Annotated in this window: 21 protein-coding genes; 7 read left to right on the forward strand and 14 right to left on the reverse strand. The window is 67.2% G+C overall.

The window, feature by feature from the left end; all coding sequences use genetic code 11:
- Positions 1 to 17: 17 nt before the first annotated feature.
- From BLS42_RS10375 to BLS42_RS10385, 3 genes are all read left to right on the forward strand, one after another.
- Positions 18 to 2,987: a DEAD/DEAH box helicase gene (locus tag BLS42_RS10375; RefSeq protein WP_090580537.1), complete on the forward strand. Its 2,970-nt coding sequence runs from the start codon at positions 18 to 20 to the stop codon at positions 2,985 to 2,987.
- 94 nt (positions 2,988 to 3,081) lie between these two features.
- Positions 3,082 to 4,764 (forward strand): amidohydrolase, encoded by a 1,683-nt coding sequence (locus BLS42_RS10380; RefSeq protein ID WP_090580540.1) that lies wholly within the window; start codon positions 3,082 to 3,084, stop codon positions 4,762 to 4,764.
- Positions 4,765 to 5,214: 450 nt separating this feature from the next.
- Positions 5,215 to 5,961, forward strand: coding sequence for a polyprenol monophosphomannose synthase (locus tag BLS42_RS10385; protein ID WP_090580543.1), 747 nt, complete (start codon positions 5,215 to 5,217; stop codon positions 5,959 to 5,961).
- Between the two features lie 122 nt (positions 5,962 to 6,083).
- Here the strand turns inward: BLS42_RS10385 and BLS42_RS10390 are convergent, their stop codons facing one another.
- From BLS42_RS10390 to BLS42_RS10405, 4 genes are all read right to left on the reverse strand, one after another.
- Positions 6,084 to 6,431 carry an RNA polymerase-binding protein RbpA gene (locus tag BLS42_RS10390; RefSeq protein ID WP_026266329.1) on the reverse strand — a complete coding sequence of 116 codons (348 nt, stop codon included), beginning with the start codon at positions 6,429 to 6,431 and terminating at the stop codon, positions 6,084 to 6,086.
- Between the two features lie 456 nt (positions 6,432 to 6,887).
- Positions 6,888 to 7,844 carry an SPFH domain-containing protein gene (locus BLS42_RS10395; RefSeq protein ID WP_090580546.1) on the reverse strand — a complete coding sequence of 319 codons (957 nt, stop codon included), beginning with the start codon at positions 7,842 to 7,844 and terminating at the stop codon, positions 6,888 to 6,890.
- Positions 7,845 to 7,933: 89 nt separating this feature from the next.
- A complete protein-coding gene (locus BLS42_RS10400; RefSeq protein WP_090580549.1) occupies positions 7,934 to 8,395 on the reverse strand; it encodes an NfeD family protein in 462 nt (153 codons plus the stop codon).
- Between the two features lie 243 nt (positions 8,396 to 8,638).
- Positions 8,639 to 9,565 (reverse strand): putative RNA methyltransferase, encoded by a 927-nt coding sequence (locus BLS42_RS10405; protein WP_090580552.1) that lies wholly within the window; start codon positions 9,563 to 9,565, stop codon positions 8,639 to 8,641.
- A gap of 184 nt (positions 9,566 to 9,749) precedes the next feature.
- Between BLS42_RS10405 and BLS42_RS10410 the strand changes: the two genes are divergently transcribed.
- Positions 9,750 to 11,804 carry a S9 family peptidase gene (locus tag BLS42_RS10410; RefSeq protein ID WP_090580555.1) on the forward strand — a complete coding sequence of 685 codons (2,055 nt, stop codon included), beginning with the start codon at positions 9,750 to 9,752 and terminating at the stop codon, positions 11,802 to 11,804.
- Here BLS42_RS10410 and BLS42_RS10415 read toward each other — a convergent pair.
- The 5 genes from BLS42_RS10415 to BLS42_RS10435 form a co-directional block, all read right to left on the reverse strand.
- Positions 11,801 to 12,472 (reverse strand): peptide deformylase, encoded by a 672-nt coding sequence (locus BLS42_RS10415; RefSeq protein ID WP_090580558.1) that lies wholly within the window; start codon positions 12,470 to 12,472, stop codon positions 11,801 to 11,803. The two genes, BLS42_RS10410 and BLS42_RS10415, sit on opposite strands and share 4 nt — an antisense overlap.
- A 9-nt stretch (positions 12,473 to 12,481) precedes the next feature.
- On the reverse strand, positions 12,482 to 13,543 hold the full coding sequence (locus tag BLS42_RS10420; RefSeq protein WP_256336394.1) for a hypothetical protein: 1,062 nt from the start codon (positions 13,541 to 13,543) through the stop codon (positions 12,482 to 12,484).
- A 42-nt stretch (positions 13,544 to 13,585) separates the two neighbouring features.
- The gene (locus BLS42_RS10425) at positions 13,586 to 14,722 is read right to left on the reverse strand and encodes an FAD-dependent oxidoreductase (RefSeq protein ID WP_090580561.1); all 1,137 of its coding nucleotides are present in this window, start codon (positions 14,720 to 14,722) and stop codon (positions 13,586 to 13,588) included.
- Complete coding sequence (locus tag BLS42_RS10430; RefSeq protein ID WP_090580564.1) at positions 14,715 to 15,425, reverse strand: class I SAM-dependent methyltransferase; 711 nt, start codon at positions 15,423 to 15,425, stop codon at positions 14,715 to 14,717. Before BLS42_RS10430 ends, BLS42_RS10425 begins: the two co-directional genes overlap by 8 nt.
- A 62-nt stretch (positions 15,426 to 15,487) precedes the next feature.
- The gene (locus tag BLS42_RS10435; RefSeq protein ID WP_090580567.1) at positions 15,488 to 16,714 is read right to left on the reverse strand and encodes a type III polyketide synthase; all 1,227 of its coding nucleotides are present in this window, start codon (positions 16,712 to 16,714) and stop codon (positions 15,488 to 15,490) included.
- A 104-nt stretch (positions 16,715 to 16,818) separates the two neighbouring features.
- Here BLS42_RS10435 and BLS42_RS10440 point away from each other — a divergent pair, with 104 nt between their 5' ends.
- The 3 genes from BLS42_RS10440 to BLS42_RS10450 all read left to right on the forward strand — a co-directional run bounded on the left by BLS42_RS10440 (position 16,819) and on the right by BLS42_RS10450 (position 20,198).
- Entirely contained in the window at positions 16,819 to 17,268 is a 450-nt protein-coding gene (locus BLS42_RS10440; protein WP_090580571.1) for a helix-turn-helix transcriptional regulator, read from the forward strand.
- Positions 17,265 to 17,684 (forward strand): VOC family protein, encoded by a 420-nt coding sequence (locus BLS42_RS10445; protein WP_090580574.1) that lies wholly within the window; start codon positions 17,265 to 17,267, stop codon positions 17,682 to 17,684. The genes BLS42_RS10440 and BLS42_RS10445 overlap by 4 nt, the downstream gene beginning before the upstream one ends.
- Positions 17,685 to 17,807: 123 nt before the next feature.
- A complete protein-coding gene (locus BLS42_RS10450; RefSeq protein WP_090580577.1) occupies positions 17,808 to 20,198 on the forward strand; it encodes an ATP-binding cassette domain-containing protein in 2,391 nt (796 codons plus the stop codon).
- A gap of 20 nt (positions 20,199 to 20,218) precedes the next feature.
- Here the strand turns inward: BLS42_RS10450 and BLS42_RS10455 are convergent, their stop codons facing one another.
- The 5 genes from BLS42_RS10455 to BLS42_RS10475 form a co-directional block, all read right to left on the reverse strand.
- Positions 20,219 to 21,958: a CocE/NonD family hydrolase gene (locus BLS42_RS10455; protein ID WP_090580580.1), complete on the reverse strand. Its 1,740-nt coding sequence runs from the start codon at positions 21,956 to 21,958 to the stop codon at positions 20,219 to 20,221.
- Positions 21,951 to 22,919: an MBL fold metallo-hydrolase gene (locus BLS42_RS10460; protein ID WP_090580583.1), complete on the reverse strand. Its 969-nt coding sequence runs from the start codon at positions 22,917 to 22,919 to the stop codon at positions 21,951 to 21,953. The genes BLS42_RS10455 and BLS42_RS10460 overlap by 8 nt, the downstream gene beginning before the upstream one ends.
- On the reverse strand, positions 22,916 to 23,866 hold the full coding sequence (locus BLS42_RS10465) for an alpha/beta hydrolase (protein WP_090580586.1): 951 nt from the start codon (positions 23,864 to 23,866) through the stop codon (positions 22,916 to 22,918). The genes BLS42_RS10460 and BLS42_RS10465 overlap by 4 nt, the downstream gene beginning before the upstream one ends.
- A 5-nt stretch (positions 23,867 to 23,871) precedes the next feature.
- Complete coding sequence (locus BLS42_RS10470) at positions 23,872 to 25,029, reverse strand: FAD-dependent oxidoreductase (RefSeq protein WP_090580588.1); 1,158 nt, start codon at positions 25,027 to 25,029, stop codon at positions 23,872 to 23,874.
- An 80-nt stretch (positions 25,030 to 25,109) separates the two neighbouring features.
- Entirely contained in the window at positions 25,110 to 26,063 is a 954-nt protein-coding gene (locus tag BLS42_RS10475; protein WP_090581163.1) for a phosphotriesterase family protein, read from the reverse strand.
- Positions 26,064 to 26,072: the final 9 nt, after the last annotated feature.

Raw genomic sequence — 26,072 nt, forward strand, 5'->3', positions numbered from 1 at the left:
CGCATTAGGCTGGAAGCATGTCGTCACACCCCGGGCCGGAATCACCGTCCGAACGTTACCGCGCCAGCGTCGAGCGGGCCGCCGAAGCCAAGACTTATCTGGGCGGGTTCATCAGGTCCCTCGAATTCGAACTCGATGACTTCCAACGCGAAGCATGTCTGTCCCTGCAGGCCGGCCGGGGAGTGCTGGTGGCTGCCCCCACCGGCGCCGGGAAAACAATCGTGGGGGAGTTCGCCATCTACCTGGCCCTCCAGCGCGGGCTCAAGGCGTTCTACACCACCCCCATCAAGGCCCTGAGCAACCAGAAGTACTCCGAGCTGGCCGCCAAGTACGGCGCCGCCCAGGTGGGCCTGCTCACCGGCGATACCAGCATCAACGGCGACGCCCCCGTGGTGGTGATGACCACCGAAGTGCTCCGCAACATGCTCTACGCCGATTCGGACACCCTGGATGACCTCGGCTTCGTGGTCATGGACGAGGTCCACTACTTGGCTGACCGTTTCCGCGGCGCGGTGTGGGAGGAAGTCATCATCCACCTTCCCAGCGAGGTCCAGGTGGCGTCGCTGAGTGCCACGGTGTCCAACGCCGAGGAGTTCGGCGCGTGGCTCGACACGGTCCGCGGACAGACCGACGTGATCGTCTCCGAACACCGCCCGGTGCCCCTGTGGCAGCACGTCATGGTGGGCCGGAAGATCGTGGACCTGTTTGCCGGCAACACCACCTTTGACGAGATCGCGCTGCCCGGTGGGGCAACTGCCAGTGAGGCAGCTGCCGGCGAAACAGCCGCCGGCCATGCCGCAGCAAGCACAGAGGTTGCCGGCAAGGCAGCCCCCGCCGATGGCTCGGCGGCCGACGTCACGGCAGAACTGCCCGGGCGGGCCGGCTTCGAGGTCAACCCGGAACTGCTGTCCATGGCACGGGCCGAGAGCCAGATGAATTTCCGTGGCCGCTTCGGCCATGGCGGCCGGAACCAGCGCCGAAACCAGCGCAGTCAGCGGGACGAACCGCAAAGCGCCCAGCGCAGCCCGGTGCGGAAGGCCAGCCGGCCGCAGGTTATCGCCAGCCTGGACCGGCAGGACCTCCTGCCGGCCATCACGTTCATCTTCTCGAGGGCCGGCTGCGATGCCGCCGTGGCCCAGTGCGTCGCAGCCGGACTCTGGCTGACCACAGAGCGCGAACAACAGATCATCGCCCAGCGCGTCGACGAGGCCGCCCAGGACATTCCCTCGGACGACCTCGATGTGCTCGGCTTCTGGAGCTGGCGGGACGGCCTGCTCCGCGGACTCGCCGCGCACCACGCCGGCATGCTGCCGACCTTCAAGGAGGTTGTGGAGAAGCTGTTCGTCAACGGGCTGGTCAAGGCCGTCTTCGCCACCGAAACGCTCGCCCTCGGCGTCAATATGCCGGCCCGCTGCGTCGTGCTGGAAAAACTGGACAAGTTCAACGGCGAGGCCCACGTCAACATCACGGCGGGGGAGTACACCCAGCTGACGGGCCGCGCCGGACGCCGCGGCATCGACGTCGAGGGCCACGCCGTCGTCCTGTGGCAGCCCGGCACGGATCCCGCGGCCGTCGCCGGCCTCGCCTCACGGCGGACCTACCCGCTGAACTCCAGTTTCCGGCCCACATACAACATGTCGATCAACCTTCTGGCGCAGTTCGGCCGGTCCCGCGCCCGGGAGATCCTCGAATCATCCTTTGCCCAGTTCCAGGCGGACCGTTCCGTGGTCGGCCTTGCCCGGCAGGTCAGGAGCCGGGAGGAGTCCATCGCCGGGTTCGGCAAGGCCATGACCTGCCATCTGGGGGACTTCACCGAATACGCGCGGTTGCGGCGGGCCCTGGGCGATGCCGAGACCACCGCCTCCAGGGGCACTTCCCGGGCCAGGAAATCCCTCACCGAGGACTCCCTGAGCAGGCTGCTTCCGGGCGACGTGGTGGATGTCCCGGCCGGCAAGTCGCCGGGACTGGCGGTGGTGCTCAGCTCCGACCACGAATCTCGGGAGCCCCGCCCCGCCGTCATGACGCTGGACAACCAGCTCCGCCGGATCGGCCTGCACGACGTCGAAGGTCCGTTGTCACCGATCACGCGGATCAGGATTCCCAAGTCCTTCAACGCCAAGGTCCCCAAATCCCGCCGCGATTTGGCGTCCTCGGTGCGCAACGCCATCCGCGATAACCGGCCGCCTGCGCCCCCGCGCCGCGACGACGATTTCGGCAGGGCCTCCGCAGCGCCCAACCAGGAGAAGCGGATCGCCGAGTTGCGCCGGGAGCTCCGCGCCCACCCGTGTCACGGCTGCAGCGAACGCGAGGACCATGCCCGCTGGTCCGAACGCTGGTGGAAGCTCCGCCAGGAAACTGACGGCCTCATCCGCCAGATCCAGGGCCGGACCAACACGATCGCGAAGACGTTCGACCGCGTATGTGGCGTCCTGACCGGCTACGGCTACCTGGAAACCTCGGACACCGGTGTGCTCTCCATCAGCCCGGACGGGCAACGCCTGCGGCGGATCTACGGCGAAAAGGACCTGCTGATTTCGCAGTCCCTGCGGATGGGGGCGTTCAACGACCTCGACGCCGTCGAGATCGCCGCCCTGGCCAGTGTGCTCGTCTACCAGGCCAAGCGCGAGGACCGCGGCCTGCGGCCTAAAATGCCGAGCGTGTCCCTGGAATCCGCGGTGGACACCGTGGTCCGCGAATGGTCCGCACTGGAGGACGTGGAGGAGGCCAACAAGCTCCCTCTCACCGGCGAGCCTGAACTCGGCCTCGTCTGGCCGATCTTCAAATGGGCCAAGGGTCGGCACCTCCAGGAAGTGCTGAGCGGCACCGACCTGGCTGCGGGTGACTTTGTCCGCTGGGTCAAACAGGTGATTGACCTCCTGGACCAGCTGGCCGACATCCCGAACCTCGATCCCCGGATTGCGCGGCTGTGCGAGGAGGCCATCAAGCTCATCAAACGCGGCGTCGTCGCCTATTCCTCCGTCGCGTAGGGCTGCGGGCCGTCCCGGCCCGCTCTCAAGCCTTCCAAGACTTTCGAACCCGCCGGCGCTGGGCCGGCCACCAGTTACAAGGAGTTCCCGCCCCATGACCGATTCGCCGGCCGCCCCCGCCTCCCGCAAAGTCACGCTGTACCGCAACGGCTCCGTCTACACTGCCGCCGACCCCTTTGCGACCGCGATGCTGGTCGACGGCGACACTGTCGCCTGGGTCGGTTCCGAGCAGGCCGCTACTTCCATCGCGGACTCCTCCATGGAGGTGATCGATCTGCAGGGCGCGCTCCTGGCCCCCGGCTTCGTCGACTCCCACGTCCACCTGACGGAAACAGGAATCGCCCTGGATGGGCTCCAGCTGACCGGCGTACGCTCGGCCACTGAACTGCTCGACGCCGTCGCCGCCTTCTGCCTCTCCGCCTCCGGCGCGGGAGGCCCCGTCCTGGGGCACGGCTGGGACGAGAGCACATGGGCCGATCCCACCCTGCCCACCCGGGACGAAATCGAACGCGCGGCCGGCGGCCGCCAGGTCTATCTGTCCCGCGTGGATGTCCACTCTGCCCTGGTATCCAGCTCCCTGGCCGCGTCGGCCGGTCTGGACAGGCTGGACGGGCTCGACGGCGACGCCGCCGGCAGCCAGGTCAAACGCGGGGCACACACCGCGGCCCGCCTGGCGGCCCGCCAGCTGCCGGCCGACACCCTTCGCACCTACCAGCGGCGTGCCCTCGCCGAGGCGGCCGCCAACGGTTATGTGGCTCTCGCGGAAATGGCGGCACCGCACATCGGGAGTATCGAGGACCTGCAGCTCGCGACGGCCTGGAACGGCACCGCCGGCGCCGTGAACGGCGCGGCGGTCCCTGAGATCCTGCCGTACTGGGGCGAACTGGCCACATCGCAGGAACATGCCGAGTCCATCCTTGACGGCCTGGGCGTGTCCGTCCTCGGCCTGGCCGGGGACCTGAACATTGACGGCTCGATCGGCTCACGGACCGCCTCCCTCCGCGCGGATTACGCCGACGCACCAGGAGAACGCGGCAACCTGTACCTCTCCGTGGCCGAGGCAGCCGCCCACCTCGCGGCGTGCTCGCTGCTGGGGATCCAGGCAGGTTTCCACGTGATCGGCGACGCCGGGCTGGACGCGGCCCTCGACGCCCTCGACCTCGCCGCGGCCGAAGTGGGGGAGCAGCGCGTCCGCGCCGCGGGGCACCGATTCGAGCACGTCGAGCTCGCGGATCCCGCGGCCATCAGCCGGCTGGCACGCTATTCGGTCACCGTAAGCGCGCAGCCGGTCTTCGATGCCCTGTGGGGTGGCGCGGACAGCCTGTACCAGCAGCGCCTCGGCTCCCGCCGGCTGGGGATGAACGCCTTTGGAAGCTTCTACGCGGCCGGTGTGCCGATCTGCTTCGGCAGCGACAGCCCGGTGACGCCGCTGCGGCCGTGGTCCAGCGTGCGCGCATGCCTGCAGCACACCAACCCTGCGGAACAGATCTCCGCCCGCGCCGCGTTCCTGGGCCACACGCGGGCTGGCTGGCGGGCCGCCCGCTACCCCAACCCCATGGCCGGGCAGCTGGTGCCCGGGGCACCGGCCAGCTTCGCGGTCTGGGAAGTCGAGGAACTCATGGTCCAGGTTGCAGACGGCCGGGTGCAGTCCTGGAGCACCGACCCGCGCGCCCGCACACCGCTCCTGCCGGCGCTGGACACCGGCAGCGATCCTGCCTGCCTCCTGACGGTACGGGACGGCCAGGAACTCTATGCCAGTGGAGCCCTCGGCGGCTGAATCCTTGCCGCGTGATTATGGGCCCGTCATCCGGCGGGCGGGGTCGAAACATTCACGTGCGTGACCCTGCCCTGAACTGGAACGATGGGCATAACGGCAGGTCACGGCTCGGTTGACAGATCGGTCCGCCCCCGTAGCATTGAGGGTCACCGGAGGGTTGCGTACGGCGCAGGCTCCGGCAGTCCCCGGTCCATCCCAGGTTGCCGCACCCGCGGGAGCATTACTGGTTATGACCACGGGCACCCCCAGGGGTGGGTCCACTTCGCAGCAGAAAACGGTTCCGGCGCCGCAATTCGAGGCCAGCCGGAACTGGCCCGAAGCGGGTGGACCTGCCTTGGGGATCATACGGCCCCGTCACGCGCGCGCAACTCCCTATAATGGGAAGTTGCGCCTGAATGTCCAGAACGACTTTCGGCGCACCGACCGCTCCCTTCAAGGAAAGGCCTCGCTGTGCGTGTCCTCACCATCATCCCGACCTATAACGAGCTGGAATCGCTGCCCAAGACCCTCGGTCGCCTGCGCGCAGCCGTGCCGGCTTCCGACGTGCTGGTTGTCGACGACAACAGCCCCGACGGCACGGGGCAGCTGGCGGACCGCATGGCCGCCGAAGACGGCCAAGTGCACGTCCTGCACCGCGCCGGAAAGGCGGGGCTGGGAGCGGCGTACATTGCCGGTTTCAAGTGGGGCCTGGACGCCGGCTACGACATCCTCGTGGAGATGGACGCGGACGGCTCGCACCAGCCCGAGCAGCTGCCCCAGCTGATCGAGGCCGTGGAGCAGGGCGCCGACCTCGCCATGGGCTCACGCTGGGTTCCCGGCGGCCGTGTGGTCAACTGGCCGCTCTACCGCCAGGCCATCAGCCGGGTCGGCAGCACCTATGCCCGGATCATGTTGGGCGTGAAGATCAAGGACGTCACCGGCGGCTTCCGCGCATTCCGCCGGACCACGCTCGAGAAGCTGAACCTGGATGCGGTGGACTCGGTCGGCTACGGCTTCCAGGTGGATCTGGCCTGGCGCGTGGCCAAGCTTGGCCTGACGATCGTGGAACGCCCCATTACTTTCGTTGAGCGTGAGCTCGGCGCTTCGAAGATGAGCGGCAACATCGTCGTCGAAGCCATGATCAACGTCACCAAATGGGGTCTCACCGCCCGTTGGAACAAGCTCCGGGGCAAGCAGGACGCCAAGCAGGACGCCTAGTATGGGCGCCTAGCAGCACGGACGGCTGCCGTCCCCGGATGGCAATCAGGACCAAAAAGGGCCGGGCCCGCATCAAAAGAGTGATGCGGGCCCGGCCCTTGCCGTAGCCGATGGGCTGGGGTCTAGGCCGAGCGGCGTTCGCCGCGGCGTTCGCGCAGGATCGTGAGGCGGTCTTCGAGGATCTGCTCAAGCTCCGGAAGCGAGCGGCGTTCCAGCAGCATGTCCCAGTGCGTGCGCACGGCCTTTTCGTTGCTGTTGACGGGGCGTTCGCCGTCCACCAGCAAGGCCTCCTTGCCCGTCTTCGAAACCCAGACCGGGGGGATTTCGGCTTCCGAGGAGAACGTCACGAACACCTGCTCGCCGTCCTCGCAACGGTATTCAACCCGCTGGCGCGGAGCCGGTTCGACGCCGGATTCGGTCTCCATGCTCTGTGCGCCCAGGCGCATACCCCGCAGGCTGCGATCGCTCATCTTTTCTCCCTCTATTCGGTTCGCAGGGTCCAGCCCTGCGTTGTCCGGGGACCGTCAGGCACCGGACTTCTGGTTGCACCGCGCTGTACCGTACCTGGCCCGTATGGCCCGGCCAGATGACAGTCACCAGTGGACAAAACTGTTTGGAACGTCATTGGAATCAACGCTGTGCGGAACTGTTTGGAACGTCATTGGAATCAACGCTGTGCGGAGCGTTTTTGTTCCGGACGGCTGAACCGACCGGACAAATATTCAAGTATACGGGAGTGGTGCATGCGAGGTAAAGCGAGTGCTCCCGCGCGGTGATCTGCGTAGGCTGTACCCGACTGGCCCGGCTTTAAGTTGGCTGGCCCCCGCGGCCGGGCCGAAACGGCCGGGCTGCGGGGGCCAGCAGGGGACTACGTGGGCTGCGCAATTACGCAGGCGGCGTCCTAGTGATCCAAGGCGGGCTGACGCTCAGGGCAGGTGCCCCTGGCCGTCGGCACCGGCGGGCGCTGACGGCTGAGCCACGTCCAGCGTCGGGGACACCTCCTCTTGCACGCCGTTTGCCCCCAGTACATTGCCGATCCCCTTGAGTGCCTCGCCAATCTCGCTGGGAATGATCCACAGCTTGTTTGAGCTCCCCTCGGCAATCTTCGGGAGGGTCTGGAGGTACTGGTAGGCCAGCAGTTTCTGGTCCGGGTTGCCCTTGTGGATCGCGTCGAAGACCTTCTGGATGGCCTGCGCCTCGCCGTCAGCCCGCAGGATGGCAGCCTTGGCGTCGCCTTCGGCCTTCAGGATGGAAGACTGGCGCTGGCCCTCGGCGGTAAGGATGGCGGACTGTTTCGTGCCTTCTGCGGTCAGGATGGCGGCGCGGCGGTCACGTTCGGCCCGCATCTGCTTTTCCATCGAATCCTGGATCGAGTGGGGCGGATCGATCGCCTTGAGCTCCACCCGGGAGACCCGGATGCCCCAGCGTCCGGTCGCCTCGTCCAGGACTCCGCGGAGCTGGCCGTTGATCTGGTCGCGCGACGTCAGCGCTTCCTCAAGGTTGAGGCCGCCAACCACGTTGCGCAGCGTGGTGGTGGTGAGCTGCTCCACGGCCTGGATGTAGTTGGCGATCTCATAGGTAGCGGCCCGTGCGTCAGTGACCTGGAAGTAGACCACGGTGTCGATCGAAACGACCAGGTTGTCCTCGGTGATGACGGGCTGCGGCGGGAAGGAAACCACCTGCTCACGCAGGTCGAGCAACGGCAGCAGGCGGTCCACAAACGGGATCAGCAGGGTAAGTCCGGGATTCAGCGTGCGTTGGTATTTGCCCAGCCGTTCAACGACGCCGGCCCGGGCCTGTGGAATGATCCGAACCGACCGGACCAGCACAATAATTACGAACACAATTAGTACCAGCAGCACAATTGCGACTGCGATATCCATACATCACCTATTCCCCAGTTGTTTGGTTTGTTCTCGATCCGGCGGTTCCGAGGTTTGCTGGACGGCACTGCCCGCAGAACCGCGGGCCACTATTGGATTGCCGATTCCGGCTGCGGGGCCACGATCGCGGTGGCACCGTCGATGGCGCTGACCACAGCCTGCTGCCCAGGCACGAGCACTCCCGATTCGGACCGTGCGCTCCACACGTCCCCGCCAATCTTGACGAGCCCGCCGCTTTCGTTCACTGCCTCCATGACGACGGCGGATTCGCCGATAAGTCGCTCGATGTTGGTGCGCTGATCCGCCGGGCCCCGGTGCAGATGCTTGAGGGCCACCGGCCGGACGAAGCCGATCATGAGCAGGGATACGACGCAGAAGGCGATGATCTGCAGCCAGGGATCTGCGCCGGCGAAGTCCGCCACGAGCCCGGCGAGGGCGCCGCCGCCGAGCATGATGAAGAACAGGTCCAGAGTGATCATCTCGACCACGGCAAACAGGAGAAAGAGCGTGAGCCACAGGGCCCACCAATTCTCGATCAGCCATTCAGACATCAATTCCCCCTTTAGTTCCGGGAGCTGCAGGCACAGTTCCCCAGTAACTGTCTTTCCATCCTAAGCGGCAGGGCAATAGCTGGGACAGGGAGATGGAAATTGATGGACAAAGTGGCCAAGTCGTTATTTCACGGATCGCTTCCCTGCCCCGATTGCCCGTCCCAATTCCCGTCCCAGTTCCCCTCGGGGAGTGGTTCAGGGCGTCCTGACGGCCTGCCACGGCCGGCGTCGCGGCCGGAATGGTCAGGAGATGGGTGCAAAAACGCTGATCCGGAATCGCGCCGAGACCGCGGTCCACGCCGGAAGCGCGGCCTCGAGGGCTGCGAGTGCGGCACGGTCCAGGTGGTGGCCGGCCGGTCCCATGTAGGCGAGGTTGGCGACGTCGCGCGGACTCAGGGTCAACGCCAGGTCCAGATCCCTTGCCTCGACGGGCGCGAAGTGGTTGCCCAGGGATGCCGCGAGGCGTTCGTCCTTGGCCGGTTCGATCCCCAGCATCCCGGTGAGGCCGGCAACCTCCTCCAGGTGGCCGGGCCGTGGCGTGACTACGACCAGGCGGCCGCCGGGGCGGAGCACCCGGGCGAACTCAGGCGCGTTGCGCGGCGCAAAGACCACGGTGACGACGTCGACGGCGTTCTCCGCAACCGGCAACGGCTGCCAGACGTCCCCGACCACGTTCAGGGCTTCCGGGTTCATCCTGGCGGCGCGGCGCAGCGCGAACTTGGAAATGTCCAGGCCGATGGCTGCGGCCCAAACACCGTCAGCCGGTGCACCGTCAGCCGAAAGATCGCGCGCAAGATCCGGTGCTGCGCGATCCAGTGCGACACGATCCAGCACGGCCCTGAGGTAATGGCCGGTTCCCGTTCCGGCGTCCAACACCACCGGCCGGAAAGCCGGTGCGTCCATCAGCGCCGGCGCGGCAAGATCGGCAATGGCATCGGCCAGCCGCTGGTAGTGCCCTCCCGAGAGGAAATCGAAGCGGGCCGCGACCATGTCTGCGCTGTCTGCTTCAAAAACAGTCCCTTTGCCGACCAGGAAGTTGAAGTATCCCTGTTTGGCCGCATCAAAGCTGTGGCCGGCGCCGCACACCAAGGTGCGGGCACCGCCGCCGCCGAAGCGGAGAGCGTTCCGGCACACCGGGCACAGGAGGGGAAAATCGGTGGCGGGAGGCATAACTTCATCCTAAGCGCGGATCCCCGGCCCGCCTCGCGGACAGGGCAGCGGACAGGGCAGCGCGGAAAGGGCACGTTGGGGCGTTCCTCGCCAGGGCGCCTCGAGGGGGAATGCGGCGGCCGCGGCGCACCGGCGAGAGGTGAGGTAGTTCACAGCGCGCCCACCGCGGGTTAGGCTCGCAAGCGTGAAATCTGAACATCTTCCGCTGCTCAATTCCGTCTCCGCCCCCGCCGTGCACCCTGACGGCTCCCGCGCCGTGGTGTCCGTGATCCGGCCGGACTTCGATGCCGATGCCTACGTGGGTCAGTTGTGGACCGTGCCCTTGGATCCGGACCTGAACAACCCGGACGAGCGGCCGCGCCGACTGACCCGCGGCTTCCGCGACACCGCACCGGACTTTTCGCCGGACGGCCGGACCCTTGCGTTCCTGCGTGCGGCCGCCGGCGGAAAGCCGCAGCTCCATGTGGTGGAAGCCGCCGGCGGCGAACCCCAGCTGTTGACGGCAGCACCACTGGGGGTCAGCTCCTTTGCCTGGTCACCCGATTCCCGCAGCATTGTCTTCAGTGCCAGGACTCCCGATGAGGGCCGGTACGGCAGCATCGACGGCGTGGGTGCAGGCAGCGAGGACGCCCGGCTGATCACCGATTTCCAGTACCGGATGAACGGTCTTGGTTACACGGCTGACAAGCCCCTGCAGCTGTTCCTCGTCGAGGTGCCGCAGCTTGACGCCGAACCGAAGGTGGCCCCGGCCGGACGCGCTCTAAAGGCCCTCGGCGCCGCGGCCGATCCCGCCGAGACCGGTGCCAGCCTGCTGCCGGCCGCCAAGCAACTCACCACCGCGGCGGCCGACCACAACGACGGCAGCTTCAGCGCCGACGGCGGAACCATCTATTTCACCGCGGCCCTGCATGACGGGCGGGACACCGATCTCGTCAGCGGAATCTACGCGGTTCCCGCCGCCGGTGGGCAACCGCAGGCCCTCACACCGGCCAATACCGGACGGCAGACCGTCAGCGCCGTGCGGCAGTCCGCGGACGGGAAGTGGCTGTTCTTCCTTGCCCAGGACCTGGGCGCATCAGGCCGGGACTTCGTGGCCAGAAACACCGCCCTGTATGCCATGCCGGCCGCCGGCGGAGCCGCGACAGCGCTCAGTGACGCCGAGACCCTGGACCTGTCCGGCGGCAGCCGGATCGAGCTGCGCGGTGCCGCGGGCGCCTTGGTGCTGAACAATGCGCGCGGAACCGTGGAGCTGCACGAATTCGACGCGACGGGGGGCCATTCGGTCCTCTTGGAGGGGAATCGGGTGGTGACCGGCGCCGCGGACAGCGGGGGGACCCTCGTGGTGAGTTTCAGCGATTCGACGACGGCCGGTGACCTGGCCGTGCTCGACGGCGGGCAGGTGCGCCGCCTGACGGATTTCTCCGCGCCGCTGCGGAGCGTGGCGGGGATCAGCGAGCCGCAAGAACTGACCTTGCCGTCGGCCGACGGGTACCCGGTCCATGGCTGGCTCGTGAAGCCGGCCGGCCCCGGCCCGCACCCGGTGCTGCTGAACATTCACGGCGGCCCGTTTGCCCAGTTCGGTGTGGGCTTGTTCGACGAAGCCCAGGTCTATGCCGGGGCAGGTTACGCCGTGCTTATGTGCAATCCGCGGGGCTCGGCCGGGTATGGCCAGGAGCACGGGCGGTCCATCAAGGAGCGGATGGGAACCGTCGACATGCAGGACGTCCTCGCCTTCCTGGACGGGGCCGTGGAGAAGTTTGAGGACCTGGACGCCGCCAATGTCGGCATCATGGGCGGATCCTACGGCGGCTACCTGACGGCGTGGACCATCAGCCACGACCACCGCTTCCAGGCGGCCATAGTCGAACGCGGTTTCCTGGATCCTGTGAGCTTCACGGGCTCTTCTGACATCGGCTGGTTCTTCGGCGGCGAATACACTGGCCCTGCCGCGGAGCAAATGGCGGCCCAGAGTCCCATGGCCCGCGTGGAGAACGTGCGGACGCCGTCGCTAGTGATCCACAGCGAGGAGGACCTCAGGTGTCCCGTGGAGCAGGGCCAGCGGTACTTCACCGCCCTCAAGCAGCAGGGCGTCGAGACCGGATTTCTGGTCTTCCCGGGCGAGAACCATGAGCTGTCCCGTTCCGGCACTCCGCACCACCGGAAGCAGCGGTTCGATGAAATCCTGAAGTGGTGGGCCCGCTACCTGCCTTCAGCCGGGAATCCGGCTCCGCTGGCTTAGTCCTCCGCCGGGTCCGGCAGGAACCCGAGTTCCTGCCGGGCGCGGCTGATGTCCGGCTGGGCCCAGCGGGAAGAGTATTCGGCAGTGTTGCTGATGGAGCGCAGCTCGGCCCGGTCAAGGAACAGGACCCCGTGCAGGTGGTCGGTCTCGTGCTGGACAATCCGGGCCTGCCAGCCAGTGAAAGTCCGCTGGTGTTGCGTGCCGTCCGGCGCCGTAAAGTCGAGCTGCACCGATTCCGGCCGCAACACCGCCGCCTGCAGACCTCCGATCGACAGACAGCCTTCGTAGAACGCCACGGACTCGGCACCAAGGGGCTGATAGCTCGGGTTCAGCATGGCAAAAAACGGCAGCGGTTCCCGCCCGCGGACGGCAGCGACGTCCGGGTCGACGGCGAACTGGTCCTCCAGGACGGCGAGCTGCAACGGAATCCCCAACTGCGGTGCCGCCAGGCCGACGCCCGGGGCCTTGTGCATCACGCTGCGCATAAGGTCGATGAGGTGGCCGAGTTCGGTGTCACTCAACTGGCCGTCGAACGGGGCCGCGACATGCCGGAGCACGGGATGCCCTGCCTGGACAATCGGCGGAAGGATACCCGCGCCCAGGATCTCCTGGACCACCTCGCTAATCCGGGCGGCGCTGAAGTCGGTGGGCCTGGCGTCAAAGGACATGCCCCCAGACTACTGGCGGCCACACGTCTTGGTAACAAAGTCATAGATCCGGCCCCGAAGTTGGCTGCCGGCGGCGATCTTCAAGACACCCTCCCGGCCCGCCACCCGGACCCGCAGCGGCAGGAGCGTGCCCACCTTGTCTTCGGCCACGGCATGGGGATCACAGCGGGAGGGCCGGATGCCGAGCCGCAGTTCCGCCCGGGGCCCGCCGGCGCGGACCGTCACCGAACGGGGCCAGGGGGCTTGCGGGGCCTCCGCCAGGAGGGTGGTTTCCTCGACCCGGTCAATCACCAGCTCACCGGCGCCTGCACTCGCGGCGTCTTCTGTCCGGCTGACAGTGCGCGGTTGGATCAGCAGAAGCACGACGGCGGTCCGCCCGTCCGCGGCGACCTCAAGGTTCGGCGCCAGCGAGATCGCGGCCACGGCCGAGGCTTCCCTAGTCAGACACATCTCGGAATTGTTCCGCGCCAGGACGCCGAACGGGTCTGCGGCCGGCGCCGTGGCGTCGGCTTGAGGCGGATTGGTTCCCTGTTGCCCGGTTCCTTGTTGCCCGGTCCCTTGTTGCCCGGTCCCTTGTTGCCCTGTGCCCTGCGGCACGGCCAGCCGGAGGGAGACAAACGCGTTGCCCGCGTCGGTGCCGGATGCGGTTCCCGTCCCACTCGGGGCCGGGGATCGGCTGCCGCATTCCGGTGCGGGCAGCGGCGCCGGCAGGCTCTTCGTCTGTCCTGGCGGAAGCTCTATCCGGCCAGTGTGCGCCGGCCAGGTGATCGGTGCCGCGAACAGCGGGCTGGTCAGTTCCGCGGCGAGGACGGTCAGGGCTGCGCCGGTGGTGTTGGTGAGCTGGATTTCGATGATTTGTTTGCTGTAGTTGTCGCGGAACTGGCTGATTTCCGCGGTTACAGGGCCGCCGGGGACCAGAGTCGCGGTCGCCGAGGGCGCGGTGCCGCCGGACCCGCCGACCGTACCGGCGCTGCAGGACGCCGCAACGGCCAGCACGGCCGCGGCAGCCGCTGCGCGGCACAGCGTGCTGAACACTGTGCGGCGCCGGCGCGTCACAGGAAGGCCGCTCATGCGGACAGTCTATTCCGCGCTCATCGCCTCTTGCCCGGCCGCCTAATGCATCGTGAAGCGGCGGGCGATCAATGCATTCACCGCCGGAACTGCGGCGACTCCTCCGATGGCCCGGTTCCGCACCGCCAAGAGGCCGTCCGCGAGGGGCCGGCCCAGGGCCATGTTGATTTCAGCCTGGCGCGCGGCCCTGGCCGCCGCCCGCCGTCGGGTGCGTTCAAAGGTATTCAAGGCGACCGCTACGTCCTGACCGCGCACGGCGGCCGACACAATCGGTGCCAGCGCCGCAGCATCCAGCCAGCCCAGATTCATGCCCTGCCCGCCGATGGGACTGACCTCATGGGCCGCATCCCCGATCATCGCCACCCGGCCGGTCACCATCCGGCGGGCCAGGCGAGTGCGGACGCCGAAGCGGCTGAGCATGCTGTTGGTCCCGGCGTCGATGTCGAGCCCGGTCCGCTCGCGCACGCAGCGCATGAGCCACCGGGCGTCGTCGCCCGTAGTGTCGTCGGCGCCCAGCCGGACCACCCAGCGGCGGAGTTGGCCGGGCAACGGGAACGACTCCACGATGCCGGCCCCGGCCAGGAAGAGCGCGGCGTCCGGACCGAACCCGGTGTGGTCCGCGAAGTCGCCCATGAGGTAGCTGTCCGGGTATTCTTTCGCGCGCGATGCGACGCCCTGCAGCGCCCGCACCGTGGAGCGAACGCCGTCGGCGGCAATGACCAGCGGCGCCGTATAGCGCAGGGGGCCGCACCCGGAGACGGCTTCCACGGTGACCCGGGCGCCGTCGTCGGACAGCCTGGTGAGGCGGACGCCGCGGTGGAGGGCGCCGTCGTCGAGCTCCCTGACCCGCCGTTCCAGCAGCGCCTCCGTACGGCGCTGGGGCAGGGACAGGATGAACGGAAAACGGTCCGAGACGCCGGCAAAGGACATGTGGGCGAGGCATTTCCCGTCGGCCAGGGCGACTCCGCGGCGGATCGGGATGCCTTCGGCAACCAGGTCATCGGCAACGCCGGTTCCCGCGAGCGCGGCCAGCGCCGGCGGGTGGATGCCGATGGCACGCGAATGTTGTTCCGGCGCGCTCCGCTGTTCCAGGATCTGCACATCCACGCCGTCCTGCAGCAGCAGCGCGGCCATGAACAGTCCCACCGGACCCGCACCGATGATCAGTACGTCAGTCACGGGAAGCGGGCCTCTCCGGGTAGTCGCCGTCGGAAGTGTCCAGAAGCAGCAGGTTCCGGAATGGGGCGTGGCGGGCCACTGTCCAGCCCGGCGGAGCGGCGGCGGCCAGCTCCGCGCTGGTGTAGCTTCGCCGGATCGAGGTCAGCCCGTCCTGCCGGATGTAGGAGCCGGCGAGCACCCAGGAGCCGGCAGAGAAGAGCGCGTAGGCGGCGGGGCTGCGGCGGATGTCGTTGTGGATGACGGCGTCATTGGACAACATGGCGGACTCGGCAAGGAACGCTTCCAGCCCGCCGAGGTGGTGCAGGACGTGGTTGGACACCACGAGGTGGTACCGGTGGCCCTCTTCGAGCAGTTCGGCAGAGCTCGCCTGGCGAAACGCCACGTCCGCCGTCGCGTGGCGGCCGCGGGCGAACAGGATTGCCCGCGGGTCCGGGTCGATGGCGGTGACGTCGAGGCGCAGTCCGTCCCGGGCGGCCCATCGGGCAAGCAGCACCGAAACGTCGCCCCCGCCGCACCCGATGTCCAGCAGGGACGTGGGGGAGTCAGGGGTCAGCCGCGGCCGGATCCGGGACCGATAGATGCCGCGCCAACCGGCGACCACACGGTTGACGAGCGCAAACTGGGCATAGGTGCGCTCCAGGCGGCCGGGATCGCAGCCGGGCAGGTCCATTTCCTCGACGGCGTCCGACGCGCGGTCCCGCAAAAGGGCCGCCCGGAGGCGTTCCGTGCTCTGCTTCGCGCTGAACGGTTTCAGGGTGGCCGCTTTCAGACCTGCACCGCTACTGGCTCAGCGGGCTCCGCGTCGGACTCATGGCGCGGGGCCTTCGCGGGTCGCGGGGCAGCCAGCCGGGTGAAGAGCGCCGTTTCCACCGTCAGGCCAGGGCCGAAGGCCATGGAGCAGATCCGTTCCGCGCCGGGGCCGCCCGGGGAGGCCCCGCCGTCGTCCGCGGCCGGCAGGTCCAGGATGTGCTTGATGACGAACAGGACGGTGGCGCTGCTCATGTTGCCGAAGTTCCGCAGGGTTTCGCGGGCGGGGACCAGCTGTTCGTCGCTGAGGTCCAGCCTGGACTGGACCTTGTCCAGAATGCTCCGGCCGCCCGGGTGGATGCCCCAGTGCTGGATGTCCCGGTAGGGGAGTCCCTGCAACGAACTGTCGCGGGACAGGAGAGGTTCGAGGGCGCCGATGATGTGGTCATCGATGATGTGCGGGACATAGTTGCCCAGAACCATCTCGAAGCCCTCGTCGCCGATGTTCCAGGCCATCGAGTCCTCCCCGACGGGCGTCAGAACGGTTTCGAAGTGGTCCAGCCGCAGTAGGGGCGGTTCGTCTGGAATGTCCCGGGCAGTAATGATGGCCGCCGCAGCGCCGTCGGCAAACAAGGCCGATCCCATGATGGTGTCGGGATCATTAGAGGTCCGGACGTGGAGGGAACAGAGTTCGGCGCAGACCACCAGCACCGTTGCATCCGGATCCGCCTCACAAAATGACTTCGCGGCCCGCAGCGCCGGGAACGCGGCGTAGCAGCCCATGAATCCGAGGTGGTACCGCTGGACGGCCGGGTCCAGGCCGAGGGCCCGGACAATCTTGTAGTCCGGGCCCGGATTGAAGAATCCGGTACAGGAGACGGTGATCAGGTGCGTGATGTCCGGCGCATCGACTCCCGGGCAGGCATCCAGCGCTTTTTGGGCGGCCTCAATGAAGAGCTTGGTCGCTTCCGTGGCGAAAATGCCGTTCCGGATTTTGGTGCTGGGGCTGAGCACCAAGCCGGTGGCCGGGTCGAAGAACTGGGGATTTTCAGCCTGGCTGTCCGCGGTGAGTTCTTCCACTGCCGTGTGCCGGGTGTCAATGGCTGCGGAATCAAAGCAAGTGTTGACGAGCCGGGATCCGAGCCGTGTGAGGCCCGGCTGGGCCGCGAAAACGGCCCTGGCCTCGGGCTGGACCAGGATGGTTGGCGGAACTGCAGTTTCCAAGGACCTCAGGTAGACCGTCATGGTTCATTCTCAGTGAGGCCGCCGCCAAAGACAATGGAACGGCCCTGAGATTCGGTACCAGGCCGGGCTGGACAACTTCGGCGTGAAGTAGCACGATCTCACATGTGACCAGCAAATCCGACCAGGCGCAGCACTTGCGCGACCTCGCGCGGTTGCGCCGCGTCCGTGACCGGATGGACCGGGAGTACGCACAACCGCTGGACGTCGAGGCCCTTGCCCGCGGCGCCCACATGTCGGCCGGGCACCTCAGCCGCGAGTTCCGCCTCGCGTACGGCGAGTCGCCGTACAGCTACCTGATGACGCGGCGCATCGAACGCGCGATGGCGCTGCTGCGCCGCGGCGACCTCAGCGTCACCGAGGTCTGCTTCACGGTCGGCTGCTCGTCCCTGGGCACCTTCAGCACCCGCTTCACCGAACTGGTCGGCGTGCCGCCCAGCGTCTACCGGCGCGAGGCTGCCCGCGCGACCGCGGGGATGCCGTCCTGCGTCGCGAAACAGGTCACCAGACCGGTCAGGAATCGAGAAGTGCCGGCCCCCGAACCGCAGCTAGCATGAATTTCATGGACATCAACATTCACGCGAGCTTCCTCCCACACAACGATCCCGACGCCGCCGTGGCCTTCTATCGCGACACGCTCGGCTTTGAGGTCCGCAACGACGTCGGATACGGCGGGATGCGCTGGATCACGGTCGGCCCGGCCGACCAGCCGGGCACATCAATCGTCCTGGAGCCGCCGGCCGCCGACCCCGGTGTCACCGACGACGAGCGCCGCACCATCGACGAGATGATGGCCAAGGGCACCTACGCCCGCATCCTCCTGGCCACCAAGGACGTCAACGCTACCTTCGAGCGGCTGCAGGCCAGCGGCGCCGAAGTGGTCCAAGAGCCGACAGAGCAGGCCTACGGGGTTCGCGACTGCGCCTTCCGCGATCCCGCGGGCAACCTGATCCGCATCCAGCAGCCGCTCTGAGCCATCGGCCGACGCAGGACAAGGCGGATGCAGGAGAAGGCACAGTGCCGGAAGCTGGTTAGATAGAGCACAGTGACGCTGAGGGACACCGCGCAGGCGGCCCCGCAAACAGATGGAGACACCATGAGCATGGCCACGAGAGCGGACACGCAGTCGGCTGCGCAGCATGTTGCAGACACCCACGATTTGATCAGCGTGCAGGGCGCACGCGAGAACAACCTCAAGGACGTCAGCATCGAGATCCCGAAGCGCCGGCTGACGGTGTTCACCGGCGTCTCCGGCTCCGGCAAGAGCTCCCTGGTGTTCGCCACGATCGCCGCGGAGTCGCAGCGGATGATCAACGAGACCTACAGCGCCTTCGTGCAGGGCTTCATGCCCACGCTGTCGCGGCCGGAGGTGGACCACCTCGAGGGGTTGACGACCGCGATCATCGTCGACCAGGAGCGGATGGGCGCCAACCCCCGGTCCACCGTCGGCACCGTCACCGATGCCAACGCCATGCTGCGCATCCTCTTCAGCCGGCTGGGATCGCCGCACGTGGGGCCCCCCACTGCGTTCTCGTTCAACGTCCCGACGCGGAAGGCGAGCGGGGTGATGAGCACCGAGAAGGGCGGCCGGGTCGAGAAGAATGTGGTGCACGATGCCGTGTACCTGGGCGGCATGTGTCCGCGTTGCGAGGGCATGGGCTCGGTCTCCGACTTCGACCTCACTGCGCTCTACGACGACTCCAAGTCGCTCGGCGGGGGTGCGCTCACGATCCCCGGCTACAGCATGGACGGCTGGTACGGCCGCATCTTCAGCGGCGCCGGCTTCGACATGGACAAGCCGATCGCGAAGTTCACGAAAAGGGAAATGCACGACCTCCTCTACAAGGAACCGACCAAGATCAAGGTCGAGGGCATCAACCTGACGTACGAGGGGCTGATCCCGAAGATCCAGAAGTCGATGCTGTCCAAGGACGTCGAGGCGATGCAGCCCCACGTCCGGGCGTTCGTGGAGCGCGCCATCACGTTTCAGGCCTGCCCGGAGTGCGACGGCACGCGGCTCAGCCGGGAAGCCCGGTCCTCGAAGATCCAGGGCAAGAACATCGCCGACCTCTGCGTGATGCAGATCAGCGACCTGGCCGCGTGGGTCCGCGAGCTCAACGAGCCTTCGGTCGCGCCGCTCCTGAAAGGCCTGCAGCACCTGCTCGACTCGTTCGCCGAAATCGGGCTGGGATACCTCTCCCTGGACCGGCCGGCCGGCACGCTGTCCGGGGGAGAGGCCCAGCGCACCAAGATGATCCGGCACCTGGGCTCGTCCCTCACGGACATCACCTACGTCTTTGACGAGCCGACGATCGGCCTGCACCCGCATGACATCGAGCGGATGAACCAACTGCTGCTGCAACTGCGCGACAAGGGCAACACCGTGCTCGTCGTCGAGCACAAGCCGGAGACCATCGCGATTGCCGACCACGTCGTTGACCTCGGCCCCGGCGCAGGCACCGAGGGCGGCAGCGTCTGCTTCGAGGGAAGCGTGGAGGGGCTGCGGGGGAGTGACACCATCACCGGCCGCCACCTCGACGACCGGGCCGCGGTCAAGGAATCGGTACGCCCGTCCTCGGGCGCAATGGAGGTCCGTGGCGCTTCCACGAACAATCTCCAGGGCGTGGATGTCGACATCCCGCTCGGCGTACTCTGCGTGGTCACGGGCGTCGCCGGCTCGGGGAAGAGTTCGCTGATCCACGGCTCGGTGGACGGCCGCGACGGTGTGGTGGTGATCGACCAGGGTGCCATCAAGGGGTCCCGCCGCAGCAACCCTGCGACGTACACGGGCCTTCTCGAGCCGATCCGCAAGGCGTTCGCGAAGGCCAACGGCGTGAAGCCGGCGCTGTTCAGCTCGAACTCAGAAGGAGCCTGTCCCACCTGTAACGGCGCGGGCGTCATCTTCACCGAACTCGGTGTCATGGCCACCGTCGAGTCCACCTGTGAGGACTGCGAGGGCAAGCGATTCCAGGCCTCGGTACTGGAGTACAAGCTGGGCGGCCGCAACATCGCCGAAGTGCTGGCAATGTCGATGATCGAGGCCGAGGTGTTCTTTGGCGACGGGGAAGCCCGCACGCCGGCGGCCCACAAGATCCTCGACCGGCTCGTGGACGTCGGGCTCGGCTACCTCACCCTCGGCCAGCCGCTCACCACGCTGTCCGGCGGCGAGCGGCAGCGCGTCAAACTCGCCACCCAGATGGCAGAAAAGGGTGAGGTCTACGTCCTCGACGAGCCCACCACCGGCCTGCACCTCGCCGACGTCCAAAATCTGCTGGGCCTCCTGGACCGGCTCGTCGACGCCGGCAAGTCGGTAATCGTCATCGAGCACCACCAGGCGGTCATGGCGCACGCCGACTGGATCATCGACCTCGGTCCCGGTGCCGGCCACGACGGCGGCAGGCTCGTCTTCGAGGGCACGCCCGCCGACCTCGTCGCCGCCCGGACCACGCTCACCGGCCAGCACCTCGCGGCCTACGTCGGCGCCTGAGGCTGCCGAGGAAGACGGGATCAGTCCGCCTGGTCTTCAGCCGTCTTGCGCGTGGTGAACGGCAGGACGAGCCTTGACTGGTGGGCGGCGTCGCGGTAGATCTTATGGGTGACGGGCCGGCCCACCGGCAGGTGGAAGGCATCCGGCGGCAGCAGCGCATTGTGCTCGTCGGCCAGCGGCTCGCCGTTGGACAGTTCCACGGTCAGGGTGTGACCGGGTTTGAAGGTGTTCGCGAAGGGGTAGAGGCGCAGCACGTACTCCTCAATCGTCCCCGGCTCCACCGGAACCGATCGGGTGTGCGGGTGGTGCGGGCTGCCTTCGGTGGTCCGCTCGTCGAGCTCGCGGTGCGAGGCCTTGAGGTAGCCGCTGGTGATGAGCTGGCGCTTGCCGTTGGGGGCGTAGTCCCACAGGCGCAGGATGAAGTTGGTGTCCGGCTGGTCGATCTCGGCGAAGATGTGCGCGGCGCCGGTGCCGATCAGCTCCGTGTCTTCTTCGAAGACAGGGGTGGACCAGCTGATGATCTCCACCGTGTCGGTCACCGTCAGCGGCGCCTGGTAGAAGCCGTCAGGGGCGGCGTACTCCGCACCCATCAGCTCGGGCTCGGTGGACAGCTTGTGGCGCGGGCGCAGGTAGAGCGACTTGTACTCGATGTCCTTCGGCGGCCATGCCTCGGCGGTCACGAACTCGCGGGAGCCCTCCACGAAGACGCTCACGGCCGGCTCGTCCATGACTCCGTTGTCGATGCCCTTGATCCAGTAGTCGTACCAGCGGAACATCTTGTCGTGTTCTTCGATAAAGGGACGCGACTGCATCGGCGGGTACGGGCCGATGTCCAGCTTCTTGGGCCCCTTCAGCTCGTTGAACAGCTCGATTGTGCCATCCATGGTCCAACCGCGGCCCTGGTCGATCTGCAGCCAAACCGGGATGTCGATGTTCGGGGCCAGCGTGATGGGATTGCGCTCCTCGTACCAGTCCCCATCGAGCTCGTTCATGACGATGTCGAACCAGGCTTCGTGGTTCTTCGGGTAGTTCAGGACGTGGACCAGGTTCGGCCAGGCGGCGACGTCCGGATCCTGCAGGCGCTTCTCGACGAGCCTCGTCAGCTCTTCGGGGGAGTACTTCTCGATCATGCGGGACTTGACGTTGTCGGTGAACGCCCAGCCGGAGTCGCCGCCGCGGCCCTCACGGGCGGCACGCGGCATGAACCACATGACGCCGCCGTGGTAGGTCGTCTCGTAGAAGTCGTAGTGGCCGCCGGAGACGAAGATCGCCTTCAGGTGCGGCGGGCGCTCGGCCGCGGCCAGCACCTGCATGGAGCCGAAGTAGGAGATGCCGACCATGCCAACGCTGCCGTCGCACCACGGCTGCTCGGCGACCCACTCGATGAAGTCGTACGCATCCTGGCCAAGCGAGACGCCGCCGGCGTTGTAATTGCCGATGTGCTCGCCGCCGGAGTGGCCGGAGCCACGCAGGTCGCCGATGACGTGGACGTAGTCTTCCTTGACGATGCGGGCGATGTCGCCGGCCTCGATGCAGCCGTCCCACATCGGGCTGGGCCGCCGCTGCGGCGGCGTGGTCAGGGCGAGAGCCTGCAGCTCCTTGCCGTACGGGCTCAGGGCGACCAGCGCCGGCCGCGGCTTGTCCTCAACACCCTGATAGGCGTCCGCGGCGAGCCCGACGCCGTCCCGCATGGGGACCCGGAGGTCCTTGCGAACGGCAATCTTCTCCCCACCGGCATTCAGTAGCTGGAAGTCATCCATGAGTGTTGATCTCCTCATCGTCGGTCATGTGGTCGAATGTCGTGCGGTAGCCGTTGAGCGTCGTGAAGAACGGGGACGGTTCCAAGGCGGGGTCCCCCTCGTAGCCAAGATCCTCGGCCACGCGGGCGTAGGGGGAGTACGGTGAACCTGAATCCTGCAGCCCGGCAGCCAAGCAGTCGTTGGCCGCACTATTGACGCGGGCTTCGATCTCCAGGCTCCCCTTAAGCGCTTCCTCGGCCTGTCCGGCGTCGAGCTCTACGCCGTAGGGCGTGCCGTCCGCGCGACGATACGGGTGGCCCAGGTAGAGGTGCCGCGGACGGATCTCGTCGCGGAGGTACTGCAGGCTTGCGCGGTAGCCAGCCGGGTCCACGAATCCGGGGAAGCCGTTGGCCGCACCGTGGACCTGCACGGCGTCGCCGACGAATACGTCGTTTTGTCCGTTAATGACGTACGCCACGGATCCGCGGGTGTGGCCCGGAATCGAGTGCACGGTGACGGTGAAGTCGCCGCCGAGTGAGATGGTCTCGCCTCCCCGCACCAGCAGCGTAGGCTCCATCTCGCCCGAGATGACGGCATTCGTCGCTTCGGTCAGTTTCGCCTCGCCGTCGGGGTCATCCAGGTACTGCGCCCGTCCGGCGAGGTACTCGTCCACATGCGCCCGGCGCGAGCGCAACATCGGTGCGTCGGCCTCGTGGATGACCACCTGCGCGCGCCGTCCGGTGAGCTCCCACAGGGCGTAAGCGCCACCGATGTGGTCGATATGTCCGTGGGTCAGCAGGATCCAGCGAACGTCCTCGATCCGGCGGCCGATCGCCTCCAGTGCCGGCACCATGCCTTCGGCGGGCGAGGAAGCGATTCCCGTGTCGACGATCGCGGGTTCCGGGGCGTCGATGAAGAAGCTGTATAGACCGAACCGCCCCCACGGCGAGACAAGGGGGTGAACGGCGACTGACTTAGTCATTGCGCTGTGCCCCCTTTAATCCCGGTGCTCCCGCCCAGGAAAGCGGCGGTCTCTTCGAAAGGCCCGTAGAACTCCGGAATCCAGGAGAAGTTCTGGACGAAGCCGTGGTTGGCCCCCTCGTAGCGGCTGACGGCCGAGTAGACGCCGGCCTCCCTGAGGCGCAGGCCGTAGAGCTCGCCCTCGTCACGCAGGGGGTCGTGCTCGGCGGTGATGATCAGGGCCGGCGGCAGGCCGGCGAGGTCCGGGCGCTTGATGGGGGAGACGAGTGGATCCGCCGGGTCCGCCCCGCTCTCGAGGTAGAAGGAATTGAACGGCAACAAACCCGCCGTCTCCAGTCCGTATCCTTCGGCGTTCTCCCGCAGCGACGCGTAACGGTCGACGTCGAAGTCCAGGTCCAGCGACGGGTAGAACAGGATCTGGTGCGTGATCGCAGTGAACCCGTCATCGTGGGCCCTCGCGCTGACGGCGGCCACAAAGTTGCCGCCCGAGCTGTCGCCAGCGATAGCGAGGTTCTTTCCGTCCCAGCCCAGGTTGCCGCCCTGCTCGGCGGCCCAGCGGACCACGGCGTAGCAGTCGTCAAGGCCGGCAGGGAAGGAGGCTTCGGGGGCCAGCCGATAGCCCACCGAGATGACCTTATGGCCGGTTTCCTTGGCCAGGGATCGCGCGACGTGGTCGTGCGTGTCCAGGCTGCCCAGGAAGAACGCTCCGCCGTGGAAATACACCAGCACGCCGTAAGCGTCGGCCTCGGCCGGCGTGTAGATCCGCACGGGCACCTCGCCCGATAGCGTCACTGCCGTGGCGTCCTCGACAGAGTGCAGCGGGAGACGCACTTCCAGCGGGGAAACCTGCGCGGCCTCGCCCGCACGCATGGCTTCGGGGTTCAAGGGAGAACTATCGGGTGCCGGCAAGGTTCCGAGGATTTTGGCGATTTCGGGATGGATCGTCATGGCGTTCAGCCCTTCGACTGTGCTGGTGCGGTTACGCTGGTGGGCTTCTGGGACGTCGGCATCTGCGCAGCGGGTTTCTGACCAGGGAAAACGTCGTTGACCTCTTCCTCGGACCACCCCTGCCGCGAGATGCGCTGCAGTTCGTCCGTCACCGGCTTGCGGATCGCCTGGAACAGGGCCAGAGCCTCCTTGACCGAGCCCGCCTGGGCCAGGGCGTCGGCCAGGGCTCCCGCGTCCTCAATGGCAGAGTTCGCGCCCTGGCCCTGGTGGTGCAGCATGGAGTGAGCCGCATCGCCCATGAGGACCACGGAGGCCTTGTGCCAGGTGTCGACGGGGTCGATGTCGTACACCGCGCGGATGTTCACGGTCTCCATGTCGAGGCCGCGGGTGATGTTCACCAGCCGCTCGTCGAAGCCGTCCACGGTGGCCAAGAGGCCTTCCTTGGTTACCTCGGGCGCCCAGGTGCCGTCCGGGTTCAGGGCGGTGATGTCGAAGGACATCTGGTTGCGGTGGCGCAGCGGCAGCAGGTAGACCTTGGTGCCCTTTCCGATGTACATCCGCAGGTTGTCGTCGAACACCAGGCCGTGGGCGTCGTCGGCGGAAATCACTGCACGGTAGGCGTGCTCTCCGGAGAACACCGGGCCCTTGTCGCTGAAGAGCTGCTCCCGCACCACGGACTTGATGCCGTCGGCACCGACCACCAGGTCGGCCTCAACCGTTTCTCCGTTGGTGAAGGTCAGGACGGAGCGGCCGCCCTTGTCCTCGATGGTCTCCAGCCTGTGGCCAAGCTGCACCATGCCCTCGGGGAGAACGCCAAGGAGAGCCTCGATGAAGTCGCCGCGATGGATGAGGTACGTCTGTTTCTCCTCGCCGAACTCCGGCCAGGTGTCCTTCATGATCGGCTCACCCGCGGCCGTGAGGATCTCGAAGTAGTCGCTCGGCGAGCTGACCTTCGCGACCGCATCGAAAATGCCCCACTCGCGGAACCGGGCCATGGTGGCGGGGCGCAGGCCGATCCCGGCGCCGACCTCGCCCATCTGGGGAGCCTGCTCGTAGACCTTGACGTCTGCGCCGAGCAGGCTCAGGGCCTTGGCCGCCGCGGCGCCGCCGTAGCCCGCGCCGATGATGGCGATCTTGAGGTTTTTGATGTCTTCAGCCTTCATTGGATGTGTCTCTTTCTTGACTCTTTCCTGGCCCGGGCCAGGAAAGGGGGGCGGTTAAGTTGGGGGTGGTCTGCGCGGGGTCAGTCGCTAAGCGCTAGGAAGTCGGCCGGGTTGTCCTCCAGGAGGAGTTTGAGCGTGGCGTCGTCGATGCCGGCCGCCCGCATGTCGGGGATCATGTCCTCGAAGATGTAGTTGATGGTGTGGCCCTTCACGCCCGGCCAGCCCAGTGGGCTGCAGTTCGCGTCGGCCGAGACGAGGAGCTTGTCCGCATAGCCCTTGTTAACGAGGTTGACGAAGTGCTCCATGCGTTCGGCGCGCTTGCGGCCCCAGAAAGGCGGATCCGTCAGTTCGAGGTCGTAGCCGAAGGTGTCGAACCCGATGCGGCCGCCCTGTTCGTAGATCCAATCGTGCGGGGTGACCGGAGCGTTCAGGCCGTCGTCGGCGTGGCCGAACAGCACGCGGTCCAGCGGGAGGCCCTCTTCGTTGAAGATCTTCACCGCCGGTTCGGGGTCGATGGCCAGGTGGGTCAGGATCGGCGCGCCGGTGACGACGGCGGCGCGGGCCGCGGCCCGGTAGATGCGCTTGTCCAGGTCAGTCATTCGTCCGCCGCGGCTCACGCCGACCTTGATGACGCCGGCCTTGGCGCCCGTGTTGCCGATGCCGACCGTGATCTCGTGGATGAACACCTTGGCGAGGTAGTCCACGGTCGCGCGGGAGAAGTGCGGCAGGGCGGTGTCGCCGCCGACGAAGCCGGTGCAGGCCACGATGTGCACGCCCGTCTTCTGGGACAGGGACTTGTAGTAGTCGACGTCGCGGCCGTTGCAGATGCCCGTGGCGTCCACAAAGGTACCGCCGCCGTATTCGCGGAATTGCCGCAGCTTCGGCACGGTCTCCTCGTAGGCCTGCTCCGGGGACTTCCACCATCTGGTGTCCAGTTCTGACCCGGGCATGCCGTAGCCGATGTGTTCGTGGACCGCTACGATTTCCAGTTCTTCGGCCGGGATGGTTCCCAGCACTGTGTTGACCTTGGTCATTTCGTTCAC

It is taken from the genome of Arthrobacter sp. ov407, from assembly GCF_900102895.1.
Lineage (GTDB): Bacteria > Actinomycetota > Actinomycetes > Actinomycetales > Micrococcaceae > Arthrobacter.